This is a genomic window from Lentzea sp. CA-135723 (assembly GCF_050936595.1).
In the GTDB taxonomy this organism is placed as follows: domain Bacteria; phylum Actinomycetota; class Actinomycetes; order Mycobacteriales; family Pseudonocardiaceae; genus Lentzea.
On sequence record NZ_JBNJMK010000001.1, the window covers coordinates 5,324,701 to 5,343,907 of the forward strand.

Consider the following 19,207-nt stretch of genomic DNA (forward strand, 5'->3'; position numbering starts at 1 on the left):
TGCGGGCAATTCAATCACGTGATCGTTCCAACCTACCGCGCGACACCGACAGTTTTGGACCGCTTATGGTCTGACCATGGCCGTCCACCGCATCCGCATCGCAGGCGACCCCGTGCTCCACCACCCGACGCGCGAGGTCACCGAGTTCGACACCGAGCTGAAGACCCTCGTCGACGACATGTTCGAGACGATGGCAGCCGCTCGCGGAGTCGGGCTCGCGGCCAACCAGATCGGCATCGACCTGCGGGTTTTCGTCTACGACTGCCCTGACGACGAGGGCGTGCAGCACCGCGGCGCGATCTGCAACCCCGTGCTGGAGACCGACGGGATCCCGGAGACCATGCCGGACCCGGACGACGACTTCGAGGGCTGCCTGAGCGTGCCCGGCGAGGCGTACCCGACCGGACGCGCCCAGTGGGCGAAGGTCACCGGCGTCGACGTCGACGGCCAGCCGTTCGAGGTCGAGGGCACCGGCTTCTTCGCGCGCTGCCTGCAGCACGAGACCGACCACCTCAACGGCCTCCTGTACCTCGACCGCCTCGTCGGCCGGTACAAGAAGGAGTCGAAGCGGATGCTGCGCGACAACGAGTGGGGCGGGCCGGGCAACTCCTGGGACCCGGCCGACCCCGCGAACTTCGAGGACGAGGACTAACGCGGCACGGCGAGGCGTGAGGGCTCAGGGCCGGAGCACCGACTCCACCTGCGCCAGCTCCTCCTCGCTCAACGCACCGAACGCCAGCGCGCCCGCGTTCTCCTCGACCTGAGCCACCGTCCGGACGCCCGGAATCGGCACCAGGCGGGGAGAACGCGCCCAGAACCACGCCAGCGCGCCCTGCACCAGCGTCCGCCCGCCGGACGTCAGCACGTCCCGCACGGCCTCCCGCGCCTGGAAGTACGCGGGCGTCGGCTTGCCGTTCTCGAAGAACAGCAGCCAGGCCGGGTCGGACGCGCGCACGTCGTCAGCGGGCAGCTCCGCGAACGCCTCCCGCGCCAGCAGCCCCATCGCGAGCGGCCGCCGGCACAGCACCGCGTACTCCCCGGCGTACATCTCGGGGTTGTCGAACAGCACGTTGATGTCGGCCTGCGCGGCGATCCCGTGCTCGCCCTCGCAGAAGAACCGCGCCCGTTCCGGGTCGTCGGTGCTCCAGCCGTACGCGCGGATCTTGCCCGCCGCGACCAGCGCCTCGCACTCGTCGCGCAGCACAGCCGCCTCGTCGAGCCCGAGGTCGCCGAGGTGCAGCTGGTACAGGTCGACGTAGTCGGTACCCAGTCGCCGCAACGACCCCTCGACGGCGCGGCGCAGGTAGTCGACGGACCCGTTGTACCCGGTCAGCTCACGCGTCGCCGGGTCGAACTCGTCGCCCCACTTGGTCGCGATCACGACCTCGTCCCGCACGTCCGCAAACGCTTGCCCCACCAGCGTCTCCGCGTGCCCGCAGCCGTAGACGTCCGCCGTGTCGATCAACCGGACGCCCAGGTCGTAGGCCCTCCGCAACGCCTTCAGCGACTCCTCGTCGTCCGCGGGACCCCAGCCGACCGGCTGCCCCTGGTACGACATCGGGCCACCCATGGCCCACGTGCCGAAACCCAGCTTCCCCAGTTCCACAGTCATGCGCTCACCGAACATCCTGGAGCGCGCTCCAGGTCAAGCCGGCCGCTTCTGACCAGAAAAGAGATTGCGGCTACCAGCGACCATCAGAGGCATGCCACTCGAAAACATCGTCGCGTTCGTCGCGGCCTCGTTCCTCATCGCACTGTCGCCCGGACCTGGCACGGCCATGGTCCTGCGACAGTCGGTGCACGGGCGAAAAGCCGCGCTGGCGACGGTGTTCGGCATGGAGGTCGGCGTCGCCTGCTGGGCGATCGCCGCGGCTCTCGGCCTCAGCGTCCTGCTCACGGCGTCGGAGATCGCCTACCACGGCCTGCGGATCATCGGCGCGGTCTTCCTGATCTACCTGGGCGTGAAGGCCCTGATCAGCAAGACGGTGCCGCTGTCGGAACCGCCGCCCGCGAGCCACGCGTTCCGCAGCGGCCTGGTCGTGAACCTCGCCAACCCGAAGCTCGGCGCGTTCGCGATCTCGTTCCTACCGCAGTTCGTGCCTGCTGGGGAGGCCGGCCAGGGGGTTCTGCTCTTCCTCGCCGCCGGCTGGGTCCTGATCGACACCGTCTGGTACCTGATCATCGTGTCGGTCCTGCACACCATCCGCGGCTGGCTGAGCAGGCCGCGCGTCCGTCCCGCGCTGGAGAAGCTGTCGGGCGGCGTGCTGCTGGCGCTCGGAATCCGGCTGGTACTCGACCCGCGTTGAGATCGCGTCGCCTCCACGGCGCCAGAACAGCTCGGGGAGGCCCGCCAGCTCGGCGAACGTGTGGCACGCGGCCATCGACGCGTAGCCGCCCGCGAGCACGTGCGCGCGGATGCGGTCGAGGCGTCCGAACTCGATCACCTCACCGGCGATCAGGAACGGCAGCACCAGCTGCCAGGCCTGCACGACGGCGGGGCGACGCCGGTGAGGCGCCCGCAGCGCGGCGCGGGCGACCCGGAGCAGGTGCTCGTTCGCGCTCATCGTGTACGGGTGCGCGGCGTGGTCCCAGTTCCAGCGGCGTTCCTCGGTGACCGCGCACCGCACGCACTCGACCGGCCCGGTGCCGAGCTCGGCGCCGCACCGCGAGCACGCCAGCAGCGTCATCGCCCAGTCCACGCACGTCCACGGGTACTGCCCGACGTCGGCCGAGGTCACCAGCTCGGCCAGCTCCCGGTCGGCGAGCTGCGACGACGTGCGCAGCGCTTCCCAGTCGGCGAGCCAGAACTGGTCGAGCAGCTCCGCGCAGAAACCGCAGTCGGGGTAGCCGCGACCGGCGAGCTCACCGCAGGACGGGCATGCCGAGACCACGGCGGGACGCTGGCCGCGTCGCGCGCCGGGCGGGAACGGCTGGTGATCAGCCACGGGGAAGAGATTAGGGCCAAACCGGGCCCTTGGCAGCAGCGGCGCGCGCTGACTATGGTCGGTTCTCGACAACTCAACAAGAACGCGGGAGCTCGCGCCTGAGCGGGCTGAGAGGGTGACTGGCCGTAGTGCCGGTGTCACCGACCGCCTGAACCTGACCGGGTAATGCCGGCGTAGGGAGGAATGTCGTGACGGCACTTGACGACCGTTCGGTCAAGCCCAGTGTGACCACCGGCCCGATCTCGGGCTCCCGCAAGGTGTACCGCGACGGTGTGCCTTTCCGCAGGGTGGAACTGACCAACGGCGAGCATGTCGATCTGTACGACACTTCCGGTCCGTATACCGACGACAACGCGACCATCGACGTCCACAGTGGACTGCCTGACCTGAGGTCCGGGTGGCTCGCGGCACGGGAACCGATCAACGGAGCTGTCAGCCAGCTCGCGTACGCGAAGGCCGGGATCATCACCCCGGAGATGCGCTACATCGCGGTGCGCGAGAACCTCGACGCGGAGTTCGTGCGCGACGAGGTGGCCATCGGGCGTGCGGTGATTCCGTTGAACCGCAAGCACCCCGAGGCCGAGCCGATGATCATCGGCAAGAAGTTCCTCGTGAAGATCAACGCCAACATCGGCAACTCCGCGGTGTCGTCGTCGATCGAGGACGAGGTCGACAAGATGGTGTGGGCGACCCGCTGGGGCGCCGACACGATCATGGACCTGTCCACCGGCAAGCGGATCCACGAGACGCGCGAGTGGATCCTGCGCAACTCGCCCGTGCCGGTCGGCACCGTGCCGATCTACCAGGCGCTGGAGAAGGTCAACGGCGATCCGGAGAAGCTGTCGTGGGAGGTCTACCGCGACACCGTGATCGAGCAGTGCGAGCAGGGCGTCGACTACATGACCGTGCACGCGGGCGTGCTGCTGCGGTACGTGCCGCTGACCGCTCGGCGGGTCACGGGCATCGTGTCGCGCGGCGGTTCGATCATGGCTGCGTGGTGCCTCGCGCACCACAAGGAAAGCTTCCTCTACACGCACTTCGAGGAGCTCTGCGACATCCTGCGCACGTACGACGTGACGTTCTCGCTGGGTGACGGGCTGCGGCCGGGTTCGATCGCGGACGCCAACGACGAGGCGCAGTTCGCCGAGCTGCGGACGCTGGGCGAGCTCACGCACATCGCGCGGGCGAAGGACGTCCAGGTGATGATCGAGGGCCCCGGCCACGTGCCGATGCACAAGATCGCCGAGAACGTCCGGCTCGAAGAGGAGTGGTGCGGCGAGGCGCCGTTCTACACGCTCGGGCCGCTGGCCACGGACATCGCGCCGGCGTACGACCACATCACGTCCGCGATCGGCGCGGCGCAGATCGGCTGGCTCGGCACCGCGATGCTCTGCTACGTCACGCCGAAGGAGCACCTCGGCCTGCCCAACCGCGACGACGTGAAGACCGGCGTGATCACGTACAAGATCGCGGCGCACAGCGCGGACCTCGCCAAGGGCCACCCCGGCGTGCAGGACTGGGACGACGCGTTGTCCAAGGCGCGCTTCGAGTTCCGCTGGGAGGACCAGTTCAACCTGTCGCTCGACCCGGACACCGCGCGCTCGTTCCACGACGAGACGCTCCCCGCGGAGCCGGCGAAGACGGCGCACTTCTGCTCGATGTGCGGGCCGAAGTTCTGCTCGATGAAGATCACCCAGGACGTGCGGCGCTACGCCGAGGAACGCGGACTGTCCACTGTGGAGGCCATCGAGGCCGGCATGGCGGAGAAGTCCGGCGAGTTCGCCGACACGGGCAACAAGGTCTACCTGCCGGTCGTGGAGACCTCGTGAACGTCGCACCTCCCAGGGTGCTCACCATCGCCGGAAGCGATTCCGGCGGTGGTGCGGGCATCCAGGCCGACCTCCGCACGCTCTTCGCGTGCGGAGTGCACGGCTGTACAGCCCTGACGGCCGTGACGGTCCAGAACTCGTTAGGCGTCACGGGAGTCTCCGAAGTTCCGGCCGACGTCGTCGCCGCCCAGATCGTCTCGGTGGCGTCGGACATCGGCGTGCAGGCCGCGAAGACCGGCATGCTCGCCTCCGCGGAGATCATCGAGGCGGTGGCTCCGGCACTGGACCGCGTGGGCATCGGGTCAGGGGGCGTCCCGTTCGTCGTCGACCCCGTCTCGGCGTCCATGCACGGCAACCAGCTGCTGGCCGACAACGCCCTGGACGCGTTGCGCGGCCTGCTGTTCCCGCGCGCGACGCTGGTGACGCCGAACCTCGACGAGGTGCGGCTGATCACCGGCATCACCGTGAAGGACCGCGCGGACCAGCGGGTGGCGGCGGAGGCGTTGCACGCGCTGGGCCCGGAGTGGGTGCTGGTGAAGGGCGGCCACATGTGGGACGACCCGGAGTGCCTCGACCTGCTCTACGACGGGCGGTCGTTCGTCGAGCTGCCCGGCCCTCGGTACGACACCGAGCACACGCACGGCAGCGGTGACACGTTGGCGTCGTCGATCAGCTCGGCCCTGGCTCGTGGCGCTTCGGTGCCGGAGGCCGTGCGGTTCGGCAAGGAGTTCATCGTGCGGTCGGTGGCCGCCGCCTACCCGCTGGGTGCCGGGTCCGGTCCGGTGTCGCCGTTCTGGAGCCTGGAAAAACCGCTGGACCGGCCCACCGTGCTGGACAACCGTGCAGATCAACGAGGTCAGGGCTGAACGCGCTACTCGTCCAGGCACAGGCAGAACGGGTGGCCGGCGGGGTCCAGCAGCACGCGGACGTTGGGCTGCGGCTGGTGTTCCGCGAGCGTCGCGCCCAACGCCACGGCCTCCGCGACGGCCTCGTCCAGGTCGCCCACCTGGAAGTCGAAGTGCATCATCGGGCGCTGCCGGCCGCCGACCGGCGGCCACACCGGCCGCTGGTAGTCATCTGCCTGCTGGAAGACGAAGAACGGGCCCTGCGGGGACGACGCGACGATCGAGGTGCCCGGTTCCTCGTGGCCGATGTGCCAGCCGAGGAGTTCGGAGTAGAAGCGCGCGAGGGCGGCGGGGTCGGGCGCCTCGATCGAGGTGCCCCACCACATGCCGGCGGTCCTGGACTTCATGCGCTACTTCGACTCCTCGCCGACCAGCGTCTCCAACGCGTCCAGCGCGCCCACCAGCGCCGAGATGTGCTCCGGGGTCAGCTGTTCGATGCGGCGCTGCAGTTCGCGCACCCGCGCGGACCGCACGCCGGACACCATCGTCTCGCCCTCGGGCGTGGGGGTGGCGAGCCAGGCACGGCCGTCCTGCGGGTCGGGTTCGCGCTTCACGTAGCCCGCCTCGACCAGGGCGGCGACGATGCGGGACAGCGTCGGAGGTGCCACGCCCTCCTTGTTCGCGAGGTCGCCGAGGCGCATGGGGCCGCAGCGCGCGAGGGTGGCCAGCGCGCTGACCGCGCCGGGGCCGAGTCCGGGGGAACCGGTGCGTCGCAGCAACCGGGCCAGCCGGCCGATCGCCAGGTACAGGCGCGCGGTCGCGTCCTCGACCTCGGCGTCAATGGGGGCCGTCACGGCTTGTCGTCCTCCTCGGCGGGATTCAGGTAGTTCTCCATCATCCCACTGTGCTGAATGGCTCCGCCTCCGGCGGCGCGGCGCGTTCGCCTTCAAGTCGCACGTGTGCACCCACGGTAGCGACCTCAGCGGCTCGGCGAAGACGCTTGGGCCCAAAAGCGTTGCGGAATGCGTCCGGCCAGCCTCGCCAGCCGTCCGCCCTCGACCGCACAACGCATGGCGGCGCCCATCCGTTCCGGGTCCTGCGCTCGTGTGACGGCGGTCGCGAGCAGGACGGCGGAGCAGCCGAGCTCCATCGCCAGTGCCGCGTCGGACGCCGTGCCGATGCCCGCGTCCAGAACTACTGGAACAGAAGCACGAGAAGTGATCAGCTCGATGTTGTGCGGGTTGCGGATGCCGAGGCCGGTGCCGATGGGAGAGCCCAACGGCATGACCGTGGCGCACCCGATGTCCTCCAGTTTCCTGGCCAGCACCGGGTCGTCGTTGGTGTACGGCAGGACGACGAAACCGTCGTTCACGAGCCGTTCGGCAGCGTCGAGCAGTTCGAGAGGATCGGGCAGCAGGGTCTCCTCGTCGTGCACGACCTCGAGCTTGACCCAGTTCGTCTCCAACGCCTCGCGCGCGAGTTGGGCGGTCAGCACGGCCTCGGCGGACGTGCGGCAGCCCGCGGTGTTGGGCAGCACCTCGATTCCAAGGCGCCGCAACAACTCCAGCACGCCGGTCTGGCCGGCCACGTCCACCCGGCGCATCGCCACGGTGGTGAGCTCGGTGCCGGACGCGACCAGCGCGCGTTCCAGCACCGAGAGGTTCGCGGCACCGCCGGTGCCGGTGATGAGCCTGGACCGGAACTCCCGGCCCGCGATGATCAGCGGATCGTCCACGTCAGCCTCCCTGGACCGCGGTCAGCACCTCGACCACGCCGCCGTCCGGCACGATCGTCCTGTCCCACAACGCCCTCGGCACCACGGCGCCGTCCAGCGCCACGGCCACGCCCTTGTCCGGTGCGCCCACCAGCGTCACGACCGCGGCCACCGACGTGCCGTCGGCCAAGTCGCGGGAAGTCCCGTTCACCTGTGCCTTCACGAACCTTCTCCCAACAGCTCGACGACCTGACGTGCGGTGTGCGGGGCCAGCAGCAGACCGTTGCGGTGGTGGCCGGTCGCCGCGATCACGCCCGGTTCGAGCCAGCGCACCACCGGCACGTTGTCCGGGCTGCCCGCGCGGAACCCCACGGCGGCCTCGGTCAGCGCGTACTCGGCGATGCCCGGCAGCACGGTTTCCGCGTCCCGCAACAGGTCCCGCACGCCCGCGACGGACACGTCGGTGTCGAACCCGGCCTCGTACTGGGTGGCGCCGACGACCAGCCCGTCGTCGCGCGGCACGAGGTACACCGGGCGACCCGAGACCAGGGCGCGGATGGTGTGGCGGGGCGGCGGCAACGCTCCGGCGCGGTGGGTCAACCGCAGGATCTCGCCCTTGATCGGCCGGATGACGTCGCGCAACGCCGGGTGCAACGACCCGCTCCACGCCCCGGCGGCGATCACCTGGACCCGTCCGTCCACATCAGACCGCACACCCAAAGCCCGACAAGCCTTCCACAGTGCGGAAAGCAGCAGCCTGTTGTCGACGGCGAGGTCACCGGACGCGTACACGCCACCCCGAACCGCCGGGCCCAAAGAAGGTTCGAGAGCGCGGATCTCCCGTGACGTCAGCAACTCCCCCGCGTGCCGCAGGTCGGCGAGGTCACCGGGTTGCGTGCCGACCGCCAGCGTTCCGGCCTCGAACAACGGCACGCCGATCGACGCGGCGAAGGCAGGCCACAGCGCTAGGGCCTCAACCCCCTGCGCCACCACGGCTTCCTCACCCGGCCACGCCTCCGTCAACGGCGCCAGCATCCCGCCCGCGACCCGCGAACCGGCGTGCGGCGACCCGTGATCGAACACCGAAACCGAGAACCCGGCCCGTGCCAACGCCAACGCGACGGACAGGCCGATGACACCGCCACCCCGGACGGCCACTTCCACACTGCTCAAGGCATTCACGCTCCCTGCGCCGGCATGACCCGGATCAGGTTCGACGGTCGGAGCGAACCACGCTCCCTCTCAGCCCGGTGTTCTCCAGGCTCCCGTGCGGACCAAAGCCAACATAACGGTTAACGTGCGTACGTGCCAGGACTCGACGGAAACCTGATCAGGCAACGACTCGCCGACGCGACGCTCTACCTCTGCACGCCGAACCGGCCTGATCTGGCCGAGTTCGCAGACGCGGCCCTCGCGGGCGGCGTCGACATCATCCAGCTGCGGGACAAGTCACTCGAGGCCAAGCAGGAGATCAAGGCGATCGAGATCCTCGCCGAGGCCACCGAACGCCACTCCAGACTGCTCGCCGTCAACGACCGCGCGGACATCGCCCACGCCGTCGACGCCGACGTGCTGCACCTCGGCCAGGACGACCTGCCGGTACCGCTGGCACGGAGGATCATCCGCGAGGACGTGGTCATCGGCCGCTCCACCCACGACGTCGCGCAGATGACCGCGGCAGCCGCGGAACCCGGCGTGGAGTACTTCTGCACCGGCCCCTGCTGGCCGACCCCGACCAAGCCGGGCCGCCCGGCGCCGGGCCTCGACCTCGTCCGCGCCACCCACACCGAACGCCCGTGGTTCGCCATCGGCGGCATCGACCTCACCAACCTGCACGAGGTGCTCCAGGCCGGCGCCACCCGAGTCGTCGTCGTGCGGGCCATCACCGACGCCGAGGACCCCCGCAAGGCGGCCGAGTCGTTCAAATCCGAACTTGATCGTTGAAATTTGAACTATCAGGCGTACTCTCGACGACGTGAGCGCACCTGTGCTGTACCTGAGCCACGGGGCACCCCCGCTGGCTGACGACGAGACGTGGACCAGAGAGCTCAAGGACTGGTCCGCCACCCTCCCGCGCCCGGAGGCCGTGCTCATGGTCTCCGCGCACTGGGAGGAGGCGCCGACCACCATCGGCGCGACCACGACCGTGCCGCTGGTCTACGACTTCTGGGGCTTCCCGCAGCGCTACTACGAGGTCACGTACGAGGCGCCGGGCGCGCCGGAACTCGCGAACGACGTGCGCAAACTCCTCGGCGGCCACGTCGAGCAGGACGCCACCAGGGGCCTCGACCACGGCGCCTACGTGCCGTTGAAGGAGATGTTCCCGGACGCCGACGTGCCGGTGCTGCAGATGTCGATGCCCACGCTCGACCCGCGCGAGCTGCACGAGATCGGCCGCAGGCTGGCACCGTTGCGGGACCAGAACGTGCTGATCGTCGGCAGCGGCTTCATGACGCACAACCTGAGCTGCGTGCACTTCGAACAGGGCCCGAACTACGAGCCGCCGTCGTGGTCGAAGGAGTTCGACGACTGGGCCGGCCAACAGCTCGCCGCCGGTGACGTGGACTCGTTGCTGGACTTCCAGACCAAGGCGCCGGCCGCCGGGATCGCGCACCCGCGGACCGAGCACTTCGCGCCGCTGTTCGTGGCGCTGGGCGCGGCGAGCGACGAGAAGGCCGCGAGCACCGTCGACGGCTTCTGGTACGGCCTGTCGAAGCGGTCAGTGCAGTTCAGCTGATCCGTCCAGGAACAGGGTGGCGAGCCTCCGCGCGATGGCGGGCGTCCCGTTGCGGACGCCCCCGCTCGCCATCAGCAGCAGCACCACGTCGTCGACCGAGAAGTCGGCGCGCAGCCGTCCGGTCGCCTTCGCCCTGCGGATGAGCTCGGCGAGCGACCGGAACGCCTGCTCACGCAGCGAGGCGAAGTCGATCGCGCGCGGGTAGGCCGTCGTGAACGCCGCCGAAAACCCGCGGTCGAGCACGTGCAGGCGGCAGACCTCCTGCACGGTGTGGCGGAACCCCTCCCACGGATCGGGGTGCGCCAAGCCCTCGTCGACCGCGACCGAGCAGGCAGCCATCTGCTCGGAGAAGGCCTCGACGACCAGCGCCTCCTTGGTCGGGAACCGGCGGTAGAGGGTCGCGGGGCCGACCTCGGCGCGGCGGGCGATCTCACGCATCGGCACGTCCAGGCCCTCCGTCGCGAACGCCTCGCGCGCGACGGCCATGATCCGATCGCGGTTGTCCTGGGCGTCCGAACGCAGGTGAGTCAGATTTCCGGTCACCGTCTCAGTTTCGGCTAAGTGGACGCCCTGTTCCACTAATTTCGCCGGCATGCGAGCTCTCCAGTTCTCCGAGTACGGCCCTGCTGACCTGCTGCGCGTCGCCGAGGTGGCCGAACCGCACGCCGGTGCGGGCCAGGTCCGCGTCGCCGTCCGCGCCTCCGGGGTGACGCCGGGCGACACCTACCTGCGCTCCGGGATGTTCGGCGACCGGTTGCCGTTGCCGCACGTGCCCGGGGTGGACGCGGCCGGTGTCGTCGACGAGGTCGGCGCGGGCGTGACCGGCGTGAGCGCGGGCGACGAGGTGTTCGGGATGGTCGACATCGCACGGCTCGGCGGCGCCAACGCCGAGTTCGCGGTGCTGGCCGCGTGGGCGCCCAAGCCGGCGACGCTCAGCTGGGAGCAGGCGGGCGGCGCGGCGGCCAACGCCGAGACGGCCACCAGGGCGCTGGACCTGCTCGGGGTGCGCGACGGGACGACGTTGCTGATCGCGGGCGCGGCGGGCGGGGTCGGATCTGTCGCGATCCAGCTGGCCACCGCGCGGGGCGCGAAGGTGATCGGCACGGCGGGACCCGCGACGCAGGACTTCGTCGGGTCCCTGGGGGCGACTCCGGTGGTCTACGGAGAGGGTCAGGTCGATCGCGTCGGCGCGGTCGACGCCGTGCTGCACTGCGCGGGCGACGTGCCCGACCTCATCACGATCGCCGGTTCACCGGACCGCGTCGTCACGATCGCCGACATGTCCGGCGAGCACGGCATCCGGCTGACCCACACCGCCGGCGGTCCCGGCGCCGACCCGCAGGCGTTGCACGGCCTCGCCGTCGCCGCGGAACTCGCCGAGCGGGGCGCGTTCACCGTTCCGCTGGCCGGGGTCTTCCCGCTCGACCGCGGCGCCGACGCGCACCGGCTCAGCGAGACCGGCCACGCCCACGGCAAGATCGTCCTCACCTGAGCAACGCGAAAGCGCCGCGACACCTGTGAAGGTGCCGCGGCGCTTCGGTCAGAGAACTAGCCGCGGGTCAGCGTGAGGCCGTAGCGCGACAGGATCGGGTTGACCGGCTGGAAGTACGTGGTGCCGCCGGACGAGCAGTTGCCGGAACCGCCGGACGTCACGCCCTGGGCCTGGCTGAAGCCGGAGCCCGCCACCCACGAACCACCCGAGTCGCCACCCTCGGCGCAGGCGTTGGTGCGGGTGAGGCCCCGGACCTGGCCCTGCGGGTAGTTCACGGTCTGGTTCTTGGCCTGGACGGTGCCGCAGCGCCATCCGGTCGTCGAACCCGAGCGGCAGATCGAGGCACCGTTGGCGGCCTCACTGCTGCCCGTCACGGTCACGTTCGTGCCGTTGTAGCGGTTGACCCACGGGCGCGAGGTCCAGTTCGCGTTGGTGCGGACCCAGGCGTAGTCGTTGCCGGGGAACACCGAACCGGCGAACGTGCCCTGCGCGACGCGGTTGTAGCCGGAGACGGCCGTGCCGGTGGTGCCGCAGTGGCCCGCCGTCACGTAGCCACCGGACACGGAGAACCCGAGCGAGCAGCGGCCGCCGCCCATGTAGATGGCGTCACCGCCGCGCAGGTCGTAGAGCGGGGTGGGGCTCTCGGTGACCTCGTCGACCTTCACCGAGCCGCTGATCGACTTCGCGGTCGCGATCCACTGGTCGGCGGCGGCGTCGCGGACGTTCTTGTTGACCTCGACGACGACGCTGTTCGACTTCTCGTCCACGCGCCAGCTCGTGATGGCCGCGGGGGCCGTCATGAGGTCGAGGACCGACTTGGTCCCGTTGAGCTGGGAGAGCGAGTTCGCGACGACCTTGGTGTCCGCTCCGGTCACGGAGAGTCCTGATTTGGTCACGGCAACGGTCAGTCTGCCGCTGGCCTGGTCGATCCAGGCTCCACCGAACGCGTCACCGAGAGAGGCCTTGGCGGACTCGGCAACTTGGCCTGACTGGGCGTCACTGGCCAATCGGACGCGGGCCTGGTCAGCGTTCAGGCCCAAATCACGCTGGACCGCTTGGAGCAATTCGGCCGGGTAGCTCTCCGTATCGGAACCGGTTGGGGCGACTGGTGCGGCAGGGGCGCCAAACGCCGGTACGCTGAGAGCAGTCAGGACTCCGGTGGCGAGAACCACGGCACCGGTTACGCGGGCCGCACTCGTGCGGTTCATCAGACGTCTCCCTCACTTTCGGGTGCAGGGGAACCCGAGAGATCGGTTGCAGGGACCTCTCTCGGGGGCTCTAGGGGGACGGGTGGTGGGGCGGCGGCAGGGGTCGCCCCACCCCTCCCATCCCTTCTTGCCTCTCGGCAGAACGGCAGGCGCCGGGCTCAAGCGGACGTGCCACGAGCCTCATTGCGCCTCCTCCCGGTCTCTTTCGGACCGAATCCTTACGCCCGTTCGAGTGAAGTTGCGGACCTGTCGGCTATGACGCCCCGCCTCGAACGTGAACGAAGTGTGTCACAGCTCACGACAGATCAACTCCGGTGCGTAGCAATTGACAGTTAACTATCGCTCAACGTAGTGACGTGATCACCGAATGGGGTCGGACGTCGGCGGAGGCGTCGAGCTGCCCGAAGACTGTCGGGAATCTGTCGTCGACGAGGGCGGTCCGGTCGGCGTCGTGCTCTCGGTCGGCGACTGAACGGACGTGGTCGGACTAGGCGAAACGGTGATCGTCTCGGTCTTCGTGGTCTCGGTGTGAGTCTCGGTATGAGTGCTTGTGGATGGTTTGCCCGGATCGGCCGTGACGGGTTTTCCGGTGACGAGCTGAACGCTCGTAGCTGTGAGCACGGTCACAACGAACACGAGCACCGCGCCGACGGCGATGACCTGCCAGCGCTTCTCGCGTTCCATCGACCGTTGGTAGAACACGGCACCCAAAGTGGTCACCAGGCTCGCGAGGATCGCGCCGATGACGGTGCCGACGAGGTTCAGGCGAAGGCTCAGCACGGCCGCCGTGGCGGCGGCGAGCACACTCGCGACGAGCTTGACGGGGGTGATCTTCTCCTTCTCAGACATGACACACGTAGGACGTTGGGCACAGTTCACCGGTTGTGGCCCGGTGACGTGCATCATCAACGCCATGCGCCTGGTGACTCTCGAAGACGTCCACGCGGCCGCCGCCGCGATCGCCCCGCATGTCGTCCACACCCCGCTGCTGTCGTTCGACTCCGGACTGTGGATCAAGCCCGAGTCGCTCCAGCCGATCGGTGCCTTCAAGCAGCGCGGTGCCGTGAACGCGTTGTCCCGCATACCTTCCGAGGACCGGGCGCGCGGTGTCGTGGCGTACTCGAGCGGTAACCACGCGCAGGCGGTCGCCTACGCCGCCAAGACCCTCGGCATGCCGGCCGCGATCGTCGTGCCGGAGAACACGCCGCAGCTCAAGATCGACGCGACGCGCGCGCACGGCGCCGAGGTGTTCGTCGTCGGCATCACCGAACGCGAGTCGCGCGCCTACGAGCTCGTCGAGGAGCGCAAGGCGACGCTGATCCCGCCGTTCGACCACCCGGACGTGATCGCGGGCCAGGGCACCGTCGGCCTGGAGATCTGCGCGGATCTTCCCGACGTGGCAACGGTCCTGGTGCCGGTCAGCGGCGGCGGCCTGATCTCCGGCGTCGCGGTGGCCGTGAAGGCGTTGCGCCCCAACGTCCGCGTCATCGGCGTCGAGCCCGAACTGGCCGGCGACACCGCCGCGTCGTTCGCCGCGGGCGAGCAGGTCCACTGGGACGCGCACGACCGCGCCCGCACCGTCGCGGACGGACTGCGCGCCGAACCGTCCGAACTGACCTGGGCGCACATCCAGGAGCACGTGGACGACGTGATCACCGTGTCGGAGGACGAGATCCGCGACGCCGTGAAGCAGATCGCCCGCCGCACGCGGGTCGTGTCCGAGGCGAGCGGCGCCGTCGCCGTGGCCGCGTACCTGAACCGCTCGCTGCCCTCCGGTCCCGCGGTCGCCGTCGTGTCCGGCGGCAACATCGAGCCGGCGCAGCTCGCGTCGATCCTCGGATGATCACGCTCTCACAGGTTCGTTCGGCGGCAACGGTGATCGCGCCCCACGTGGTGCGCACGCCGTTGCTGTCTTACGGCGAGGGCTGGCTCAAGCCGGAAAATCTTCAGCCGATCGGCGCCTTCAAGCTGCGCGGCGCCCTGAACGCGTTGGCGCGCTTGGACAACCGCGCGAACGGCGTCGTCGCGTACTCCAGCGGCAACCACGCCCAGGCCGTGGCGTTCGCGGCCAGGCTGCACGGCGTCCCGGCCGCGATCGTGATGCCGGACAACACCCCGGCCGTGAAGATCGAGGCCACGAAGGCCCTGGGTGCCGAGGTCTTCATCGTCGGCATCACCGAACGCGTCGAACGCGCCGAGGCCCTGGTCGCCGAGCGCGGCGCCGCGCTGATCCCGCCGTTCGACCACCCGGACGTCATCGCGGGCCAGGGCACGATCGGCCTGGAGGTCCTCGCCGACCAGCCGGACGTGTCGACCGTCGTGGTGCCGATGTCGGGCGGCGGGCTGATCTCCGGCGTGGCGACGGCGATCAAGTCGCTGCGCCCGGACGTCCGCGTGCTCGGGGCGGAACCCGAACTGGCCGCCGACATCGCCGAATCACTCAAAACGGGCGAACTGGTGCGCTGGGACCCGTTGCGAAGGGCTCAGACGGCCGCTGACGCGTTGCGGGACGAGCCCTCGGCGCTCACCTGGGAGCACATCCGCGCGCACGTGGACGACGTGATCACGGTGTCGGAGGACGAGATCCTGACGGCCGTGGGCAGCTTGGCGCGAAGGGCGCGGCTGGTCGCGGAGCCGAGCGGGGCTGTGGCGGTCGCGGCGCTGGAGAAGATCGGCGGGGCCGGCGTCGCGATCGTGTCGGGTGGGAACGTGGATCCGGACCTACTGGTGAGCCTTCTCCCCGCCTGAGCGGATGTGCGTGGGCGGTCCCTCCACCCCGCAGTGCAGGCACTCCCCCGGATGCGGCGCCTCCTGCTGCTCCGGGGCGGCCGACAGCACGCCGTTGTCCACCCCGATCGCCAGCAACCCGCCGATGATCGCGGCGACCGCGCACAGCACCAGCGCCATCTCCCACCCGGCGGTCATGACCTCGGGCTTCGCGTAGTCCTCGCCCATCAGCCCGACGGCCGCCGGCAGCACGGCCATCGCGAGCAGGCTGCCGGTGCGAGCGACCGCGTTGTTCACGCCGGACGCGACGCCCGCGTGGTGATCGGGCGCGGAAGCGAGCACGGTGGCCGTCACCGGCGCCACCACGATCGCGAGGCCGATGCCGAACACCAGCACGCCCGGCAGCACGCCGAACACGTACGAGGCGCCCGGCGTGGCGTTGCGGAGCAGCAGCATGCCGAGGCCGACCAGGATCGGGCCGGCGATCAGCTGCAGCCGGGGTCCGTAGCGCTGGGCGATCTTGCCGGACGTCGAGGACGCCAGCAGCATGATGATCGTGATCGGCACGCTCGCGAGGCCGGAGGCCGTCGGCGAATATCCGAGGGAGATCTGGAGCTGCAGCACCAGCAGCACCATCACGCCGCCCAGTGCCGCGTACACCAGGAACGTCAGCACGTTCGACACGAGGAACGTCCGGTTGCGGAACAGCTCGGGCGGCACGAGCGGATCGGCCGACCGCTTCTGCACGACCCCGAACGCGATCATCGCGACCAGGCCGAGGATCGCCAGGACGTACGACTGCTCGACCAGCCCGCCGGTCAGCAGGGCCAGTCCCACGGCCCCGACCAGCGCGGACAGGTAGTTCGGGTGCCCGGCGGACTCGTCGCGCGACTCCGGCACGTACTTCAGCGCCAGGAACACGCACAGCGCCGCGACCGGCAGGTTCACCAGGAACGCGAGCCGCCACGACCAGGCCTGCACGAGCAGCCCGCCGACCAGCGGCCCGACCGCCGTCGCCACACCGGAGAGACCCGACCACGCGCCGATCGCCCGCGAACGGTCCTCCCGGTTGAACGACGACTGCAGGATCGCCAGCGCACCGGGCGTCAGCAACGCCGCCCCGACGCCCTGCAGCACACGGGCCGCGACCAGCACCGGAACGTTCCAGGCGGCACCGCACAGCAGCGAGGCCACGCCGAACCACACGACGCCGATCACGTACACCCGGCGCCGGCCGAACCGGTCCCCCAGCGACCCCGCGATCAGGATCAGCGAGGCCAGGGCCAGCAGATATCCGTTCAGGATCCACTGCAGATCGGTGACCGACGCCGAGAACTCGGCGCCGATCCGGGGCAGCGCCACGTTGACGATCGTCCCGTCGAGCATCGCCATGCCCGAGCCGAGGATCGTCGTGGCCAGCACCCAGCGGGCGCGCGGCGTGCCCCAGGCGATCAAGACGGCCTGTTCAGGGTCGCGACGAACTTGTACCGGTCGCCGCGGTACACCGAGCGCACCCACTCGATCGGGTTGCCGTCGGTGTCGTACGAGTGCCGCGAGAGCAGCAGCATCGGCAGGCCGATGTCGGCGCCGAGCAGCTCTGCCTCCTCAGGCGACGCGAGGGCGGTCTCGATCGTCTCCTCGGCGTGGCCCATCTCGACGCCGAAGCGCTCGGACAGCACCTGGTACAGCGACGCACCGGGCGCCAGGTACCGGCGCAGACCGCGGAACCGGCCCAGCGCGAGGTGCGTGGTCTCGATGGCCATCGGCTCGTTGTCGGCAAGGCGCAGGCGGTGCAGGCGCAGCACCTTGGCACCCGGACGCACGCCGAGCAGCCGGGCGAGCTCGGCCTCCGCGGGCATCTCGGAAGCCTCGATCAGCTTCGACGACGGCACGCGGCCCTGGGCCCGCATGTCCTCTGTGTACGAAGACAGCTGCAACCTCTGGGCGACTTTCGGTTCCGCCGCAAAGGTGCCCTTGCCCTGCACTCGGAGCAGGCGACCTTCGACCGTCAGCTCGGCAAGCGCCTGGCGAACGGTCGTCCTGGAGACGTCGAACTCCGCCGCGAGCGACCGTTCCGTGGGGATCGGCGAACCGGGCGGCAGCGCCCTCAACAGGTCGAGCAGGTGCCGCTTGAGACCCCAGTACTTGGGTTCGCGTTGCGCACGCGTCCTGGCGTCCACGCCTGATGCAGGCGTCGTCTCCAGCATGGCCTCCTCCTCGCACTCCATGTCACGCATCACAAGGATGCCTTGTCCGTGCCGATTCGTGCGTCCGAACCCCCGACATGAGCCGCGAAATTCGTCCGATGACTTCGCAACGTCTTGGCAACGCGCTTGACAGACGCGGTGACGCAGCACACGCTGTTCCGCATTGGTCTACACCACTTGGACGTTCCGGCCGAGAGCCGGGCTTGGTGAAAGGGCGCGAACTGTGAAGGGCTGGAGAGGACTCGCTGTCGGTGCCGCCGCGCTGGCAGTGGCCGTGTCAGGTTGTGGCACGAGCACGAGCAGCGGTGGAGCCACGGAGACCAAAGAGATCACCGTGTGGCTCATGGACGGCTCCGCGCCGACGACCCTGACCGACGCCTTGAACAAGGAGTTCGAGTCGGCGAACGGGATCAAGGTCAAGTACGAGGTCCAGAAGTGGACCGGCATCCAGGAGAAGCTGACCACCGCGCTGGCGAGCAGCACGCCGCCGGACGTCATCGAGCTCGGCAACACCCAGACGGCGAGCTTCGCCGACCAGGGCACCCTCGCCGACCTGACCGCGGACGCGGGCCAGTTCAACGGTGGCGAGTGGCTCGGCGGCCTCAAGGACTCGCTGACGCTGAACGGCAAGCAGTACGGCGTGCCGTTCTACGCCGCGAACCGCACCGTGATCTACCGCACTGACCTGCTCAAGGCCGCGGGCGTGGAGAAGGCTCCGACGTCGCGCGCCGAGTGGCTCGACGCGATCAACAAGCTGAAGGCCGCGAACGCGTCCAACCCGGACTTCCAGGCCCTGTACCTGCCTGGACAGTCCTGGTACTTCCTGCTGTCCCTGATCTGGGACGAGGGCGGCGACATCGCCAAGCAGGACGGCGGCAAGTGGACGGGCACCCTCGACACGCCGCAGGCGAAGGCCGGTTTCCAGGCGTACAAGGAGCTCTACGACGCGTCGGCCGCCAAGAAGGTCCCGGCGGACATCGACGAGGCGAAGCCCCAGCAGATGGAGGTCTTCGGCACGGGCAACGTCGGCATGATGGTCGGCCTCCCGTGGGAGCTCGGCGGCGCCGTCAAGGCGAAGCCGGACCTGGCCGACAAGACCTCGGCGTTCCCGATCCCGTCCAAGAAGGCCGGTTCGGCCGCGCCGGTGTTCCTCGGCGGCTCGAACCTCGCCATCCCGGCGTCCAGCAAGAACGCTGACGCGGCCAAGAAGTACCTGGCGCTGCTGTCCTCCAAGAACTACCAGGACCAGCTCGCCGCGGGTGGTGCCGTCCCCGGTACCTCCAAGGACACCTCGAAGCTCGCCAGCAACGCGATCGGCAAGGCCATGGCGGACTCGTCCCCCAACGGCAAGGTCACCCCGGTGACGCCGAAGTGGGCGGCCGTCGAGGCGGGCCAGAACCCGCTGAAGGACGCGCTCACCGCGTACCTGACCGGCGCGAAGACGCTGGACCAGGCGACGAAGGACGCGAGCGACGCCATCACCAAGGCGATGGCCTAGCCAAG

The 19,207-nt window shown here is 69.7% G+C and carries 21 protein-coding genes and 2 riboswitches; of the genes, 10 read left to right on the forward strand and 11 right to left on the reverse strand.

The genetic code is table 11. From position 1 onward, the window contains the following. Nucleotides 1-76: 76 nt before the first annotated feature. Nucleotides 77-652 (forward strand): peptide deformylase, encoded by a 576-nt coding sequence (locus ACQEU1_RS24255; RefSeq protein ID WP_433205881.1) that lies wholly within the window; start codon nucleotides 77-79, stop codon nucleotides 650-652. A 24-nt stretch (nucleotides 653-676) separates the two neighbouring features. Here ACQEU1_RS24255 and ACQEU1_RS24260 read toward each other — a convergent pair whose 3' ends face one another. Beyond that, nucleotides 677-1,612, reverse strand: coding sequence for an aldo/keto reductase (locus ACQEU1_RS24260; protein ID WP_433205884.1), 936 nt, complete (start codon nucleotides 1,610-1,612; stop codon nucleotides 677-679). Between the two features lie 91 nt (nucleotides 1,613-1,703). On the opposite strand from ACQEU1_RS24260, the gene ACQEU1_RS24265 reads away from it, so the two are divergent. From ACQEU1_RS24265 to thiD, 3 genes are all read left to right on the forward strand, one after another. Continuing rightward, nucleotides 1,704-2,306 (forward strand): LysE family translocator, encoded by a 603-nt coding sequence (locus tag ACQEU1_RS24265; RefSeq protein ID WP_433205887.1) that lies wholly within the window; start codon nucleotides 1,704-1,706, stop codon nucleotides 2,304-2,306. A 713-nt stretch (nucleotides 2,307-3,019) separates the two neighbouring features. Next, a riboswitch (TPP riboswitch) is annotated at nucleotides 3,020-3,142 on the forward strand. Beyond that, nucleotides 3,134-4,774 (forward strand): phosphomethylpyrimidine synthase ThiC, encoded by a 1,641-nt coding sequence (gene thiC / locus ACQEU1_RS24270; RefSeq protein WP_433205890.1) that lies wholly within the window; start codon nucleotides 3,134-3,136, stop codon nucleotides 4,772-4,774. Its footprint overlaps the riboswitch before it by 9 nt. Beyond that, a complete protein-coding gene (gene thiD, locus ACQEU1_RS24275) occupies nucleotides 4,771-5,640 on the forward strand; it encodes a bifunctional hydroxymethylpyrimidine kinase/phosphomethylpyrimidine kinase (protein WP_433205893.1) in 870 nt (289 codons plus the stop codon). The genes thiC and thiD overlap by 4 nt, the downstream gene beginning before the upstream one ends. 5 nt (nucleotides 5,641-5,645) lie before the next feature. Here thiD and ACQEU1_RS24280 read toward each other — a convergent pair whose 3' ends face one another. From ACQEU1_RS24280 to ACQEU1_RS24300, 5 genes are all read right to left on the reverse strand, one after another. Continuing rightward, on the reverse strand, nucleotides 5,646-6,026 hold the full coding sequence (locus ACQEU1_RS24280) for a VOC family protein (RefSeq protein ID WP_433205896.1): 381 nt from the start codon (nucleotides 6,024-6,026) through the stop codon (nucleotides 5,646-5,648). Nucleotides 6,027-6,029: 3 nt separating this feature from the next. Then, a complete protein-coding gene (locus ACQEU1_RS24285; RefSeq protein WP_245821941.1) occupies nucleotides 6,030-6,473 on the reverse strand; it encodes a MarR family winged helix-turn-helix transcriptional regulator in 444 nt (147 codons plus the stop codon). 125 nt (nucleotides 6,474-6,598) lie between these two features. Continuing rightward, entirely contained in the window at nucleotides 6,599-7,354 is a 756-nt protein-coding gene (locus ACQEU1_RS24290) for a thiazole synthase (RefSeq protein ID WP_433205899.1), read from the reverse strand. Between the two features lies 1 nt (nucleotide 7,355). Then, a complete protein-coding gene (thiS, locus tag ACQEU1_RS24295; protein WP_433205902.1) occupies nucleotides 7,356-7,556 on the reverse strand; it encodes a sulfur carrier protein ThiS in 201 nt (66 codons plus the stop codon). Next, complete coding sequence (locus tag ACQEU1_RS24300; RefSeq protein WP_433205905.1) at nucleotides 7,553-8,506, reverse strand: FAD-dependent oxidoreductase; 954 nt, start codon at nucleotides 8,504-8,506, stop codon at nucleotides 7,553-7,555. Before ACQEU1_RS24300 ends, thiS begins: the two co-directional genes overlap by 4 nt. Next, nucleotides 8,501-8,612: riboswitch (TPP riboswitch) on the reverse strand. (Overlaps the previous gene by 6 nt.) A gap of 26 nt (nucleotides 8,613-8,638) precedes the next feature. On the opposite strand from ACQEU1_RS24300, the gene thiE reads away from it, so the two are divergent. Continuing rightward, nucleotides 8,639-9,277 carry a thiamine phosphate synthase gene (thiE, locus tag ACQEU1_RS24305; protein WP_433205908.1) on the forward strand — a complete coding sequence of 213 codons (639 nt, stop codon included), beginning with the start codon at nucleotides 8,639-8,641 and terminating at the stop codon, nucleotides 9,275-9,277. Between the two features lie 31 nt (nucleotides 9,278-9,308). Next, nucleotides 9,309-10,070, forward strand: a complete 762-nt coding sequence (locus ACQEU1_RS24310) for a dioxygenase family protein (protein ID WP_433205911.1) — start codon at nucleotides 9,309-9,311, stop codon at nucleotides 10,068-10,070. Here the strand turns inward: ACQEU1_RS24310 and ACQEU1_RS24315 are convergent. Then, nucleotides 10,053-10,613, reverse strand: a complete 561-nt coding sequence (locus ACQEU1_RS24315; RefSeq protein WP_433205914.1) for a TetR/AcrR family transcriptional regulator — start codon at nucleotides 10,611-10,613, stop codon at nucleotides 10,053-10,055. The genes ACQEU1_RS24310 and ACQEU1_RS24315 overlap by 18 nt on opposite strands. Before the next feature lie 49 nt (nucleotides 10,614-10,662). On the opposite strand from ACQEU1_RS24315, the gene ACQEU1_RS24320 reads away from it, so the two are divergent. Beyond that, nucleotides 10,663-11,562, forward strand: a complete 900-nt coding sequence (locus tag ACQEU1_RS24320; protein WP_433205917.1) for an NADP-dependent oxidoreductase — start codon at nucleotides 10,663-10,665, stop codon at nucleotides 11,560-11,562. Between the two features lie 56 nt (nucleotides 11,563-11,618). Here ACQEU1_RS24320 and ACQEU1_RS24325 read toward each other — a convergent pair whose 3' ends face one another. Continuing rightward, the gene (locus ACQEU1_RS24325) at nucleotides 11,619-12,437 is read right to left on the reverse strand and encodes a S1 family peptidase (protein WP_433205920.1); all 819 of its coding nucleotides are present in this window, start codon (nucleotides 12,435-12,437) and stop codon (nucleotides 11,619-11,621) included. Between the two features lie 693 nt (nucleotides 12,438-13,130). After that, on the reverse strand, nucleotides 13,131-13,619 hold the full coding sequence (locus tag ACQEU1_RS24330; protein ID WP_433205923.1) for a hypothetical protein: 489 nt from the start codon (nucleotides 13,617-13,619) through the stop codon (nucleotides 13,131-13,133). Between the two features lie 64 nt (nucleotides 13,620-13,683). On the opposite strand from ACQEU1_RS24330, the gene ACQEU1_RS24335 reads away from it, so the two are divergent. Both ACQEU1_RS24335 and ACQEU1_RS24340 read left to right on the forward strand, forming a co-directional pair. Further along, complete coding sequence (locus tag ACQEU1_RS24335) at nucleotides 13,684-14,613, forward strand: threonine ammonia-lyase (RefSeq protein WP_433205926.1); 930 nt, start codon at nucleotides 13,684-13,686, stop codon at nucleotides 14,611-14,613. Further along, nucleotides 14,610-15,518, forward strand: a complete 909-nt coding sequence (locus ACQEU1_RS24340; protein WP_433205929.1) for a threonine ammonia-lyase — start codon at nucleotides 14,610-14,612, stop codon at nucleotides 15,516-15,518. The genes ACQEU1_RS24335 and ACQEU1_RS24340 overlap by 4 nt, the downstream gene beginning before the upstream one ends. Here ACQEU1_RS24340 and ACQEU1_RS24345 read toward each other — a convergent pair. Together ACQEU1_RS24345 and ACQEU1_RS24350 are read right to left on the reverse strand one after the other, a co-directional pair. Next, entirely contained in the window at nucleotides 15,492-16,952 is a 1,461-nt protein-coding gene (locus ACQEU1_RS24345; protein ID WP_433205932.1) for an MFS transporter, read from the reverse strand. The genes ACQEU1_RS24340 and ACQEU1_RS24345 overlap by 27 nt on opposite strands. Next, nucleotides 16,949-17,704, reverse strand: coding sequence for a GntR family transcriptional regulator (locus tag ACQEU1_RS24350; protein ID WP_089910302.1), 756 nt, complete (start codon nucleotides 17,702-17,704; stop codon nucleotides 16,949-16,951). The genes ACQEU1_RS24345 and ACQEU1_RS24350 overlap by 4 nt, the downstream gene beginning before the upstream one ends. 223 nt (nucleotides 17,705-17,927) lie before the next feature. Between ACQEU1_RS24350 and ACQEU1_RS24355 the strand changes: the two genes are divergently transcribed. Further along, nucleotides 17,928-19,202 carry a sugar ABC transporter substrate-binding protein gene (locus ACQEU1_RS24355; RefSeq protein ID WP_382442835.1) on the forward strand — a complete coding sequence of 425 codons (1,275 nt, stop codon included), beginning with the start codon at nucleotides 17,928-17,930 and terminating at the stop codon, nucleotides 19,200-19,202. The last annotated feature ends 5 nt before the right edge of the window (nucleotides 19,203-19,207 follow it).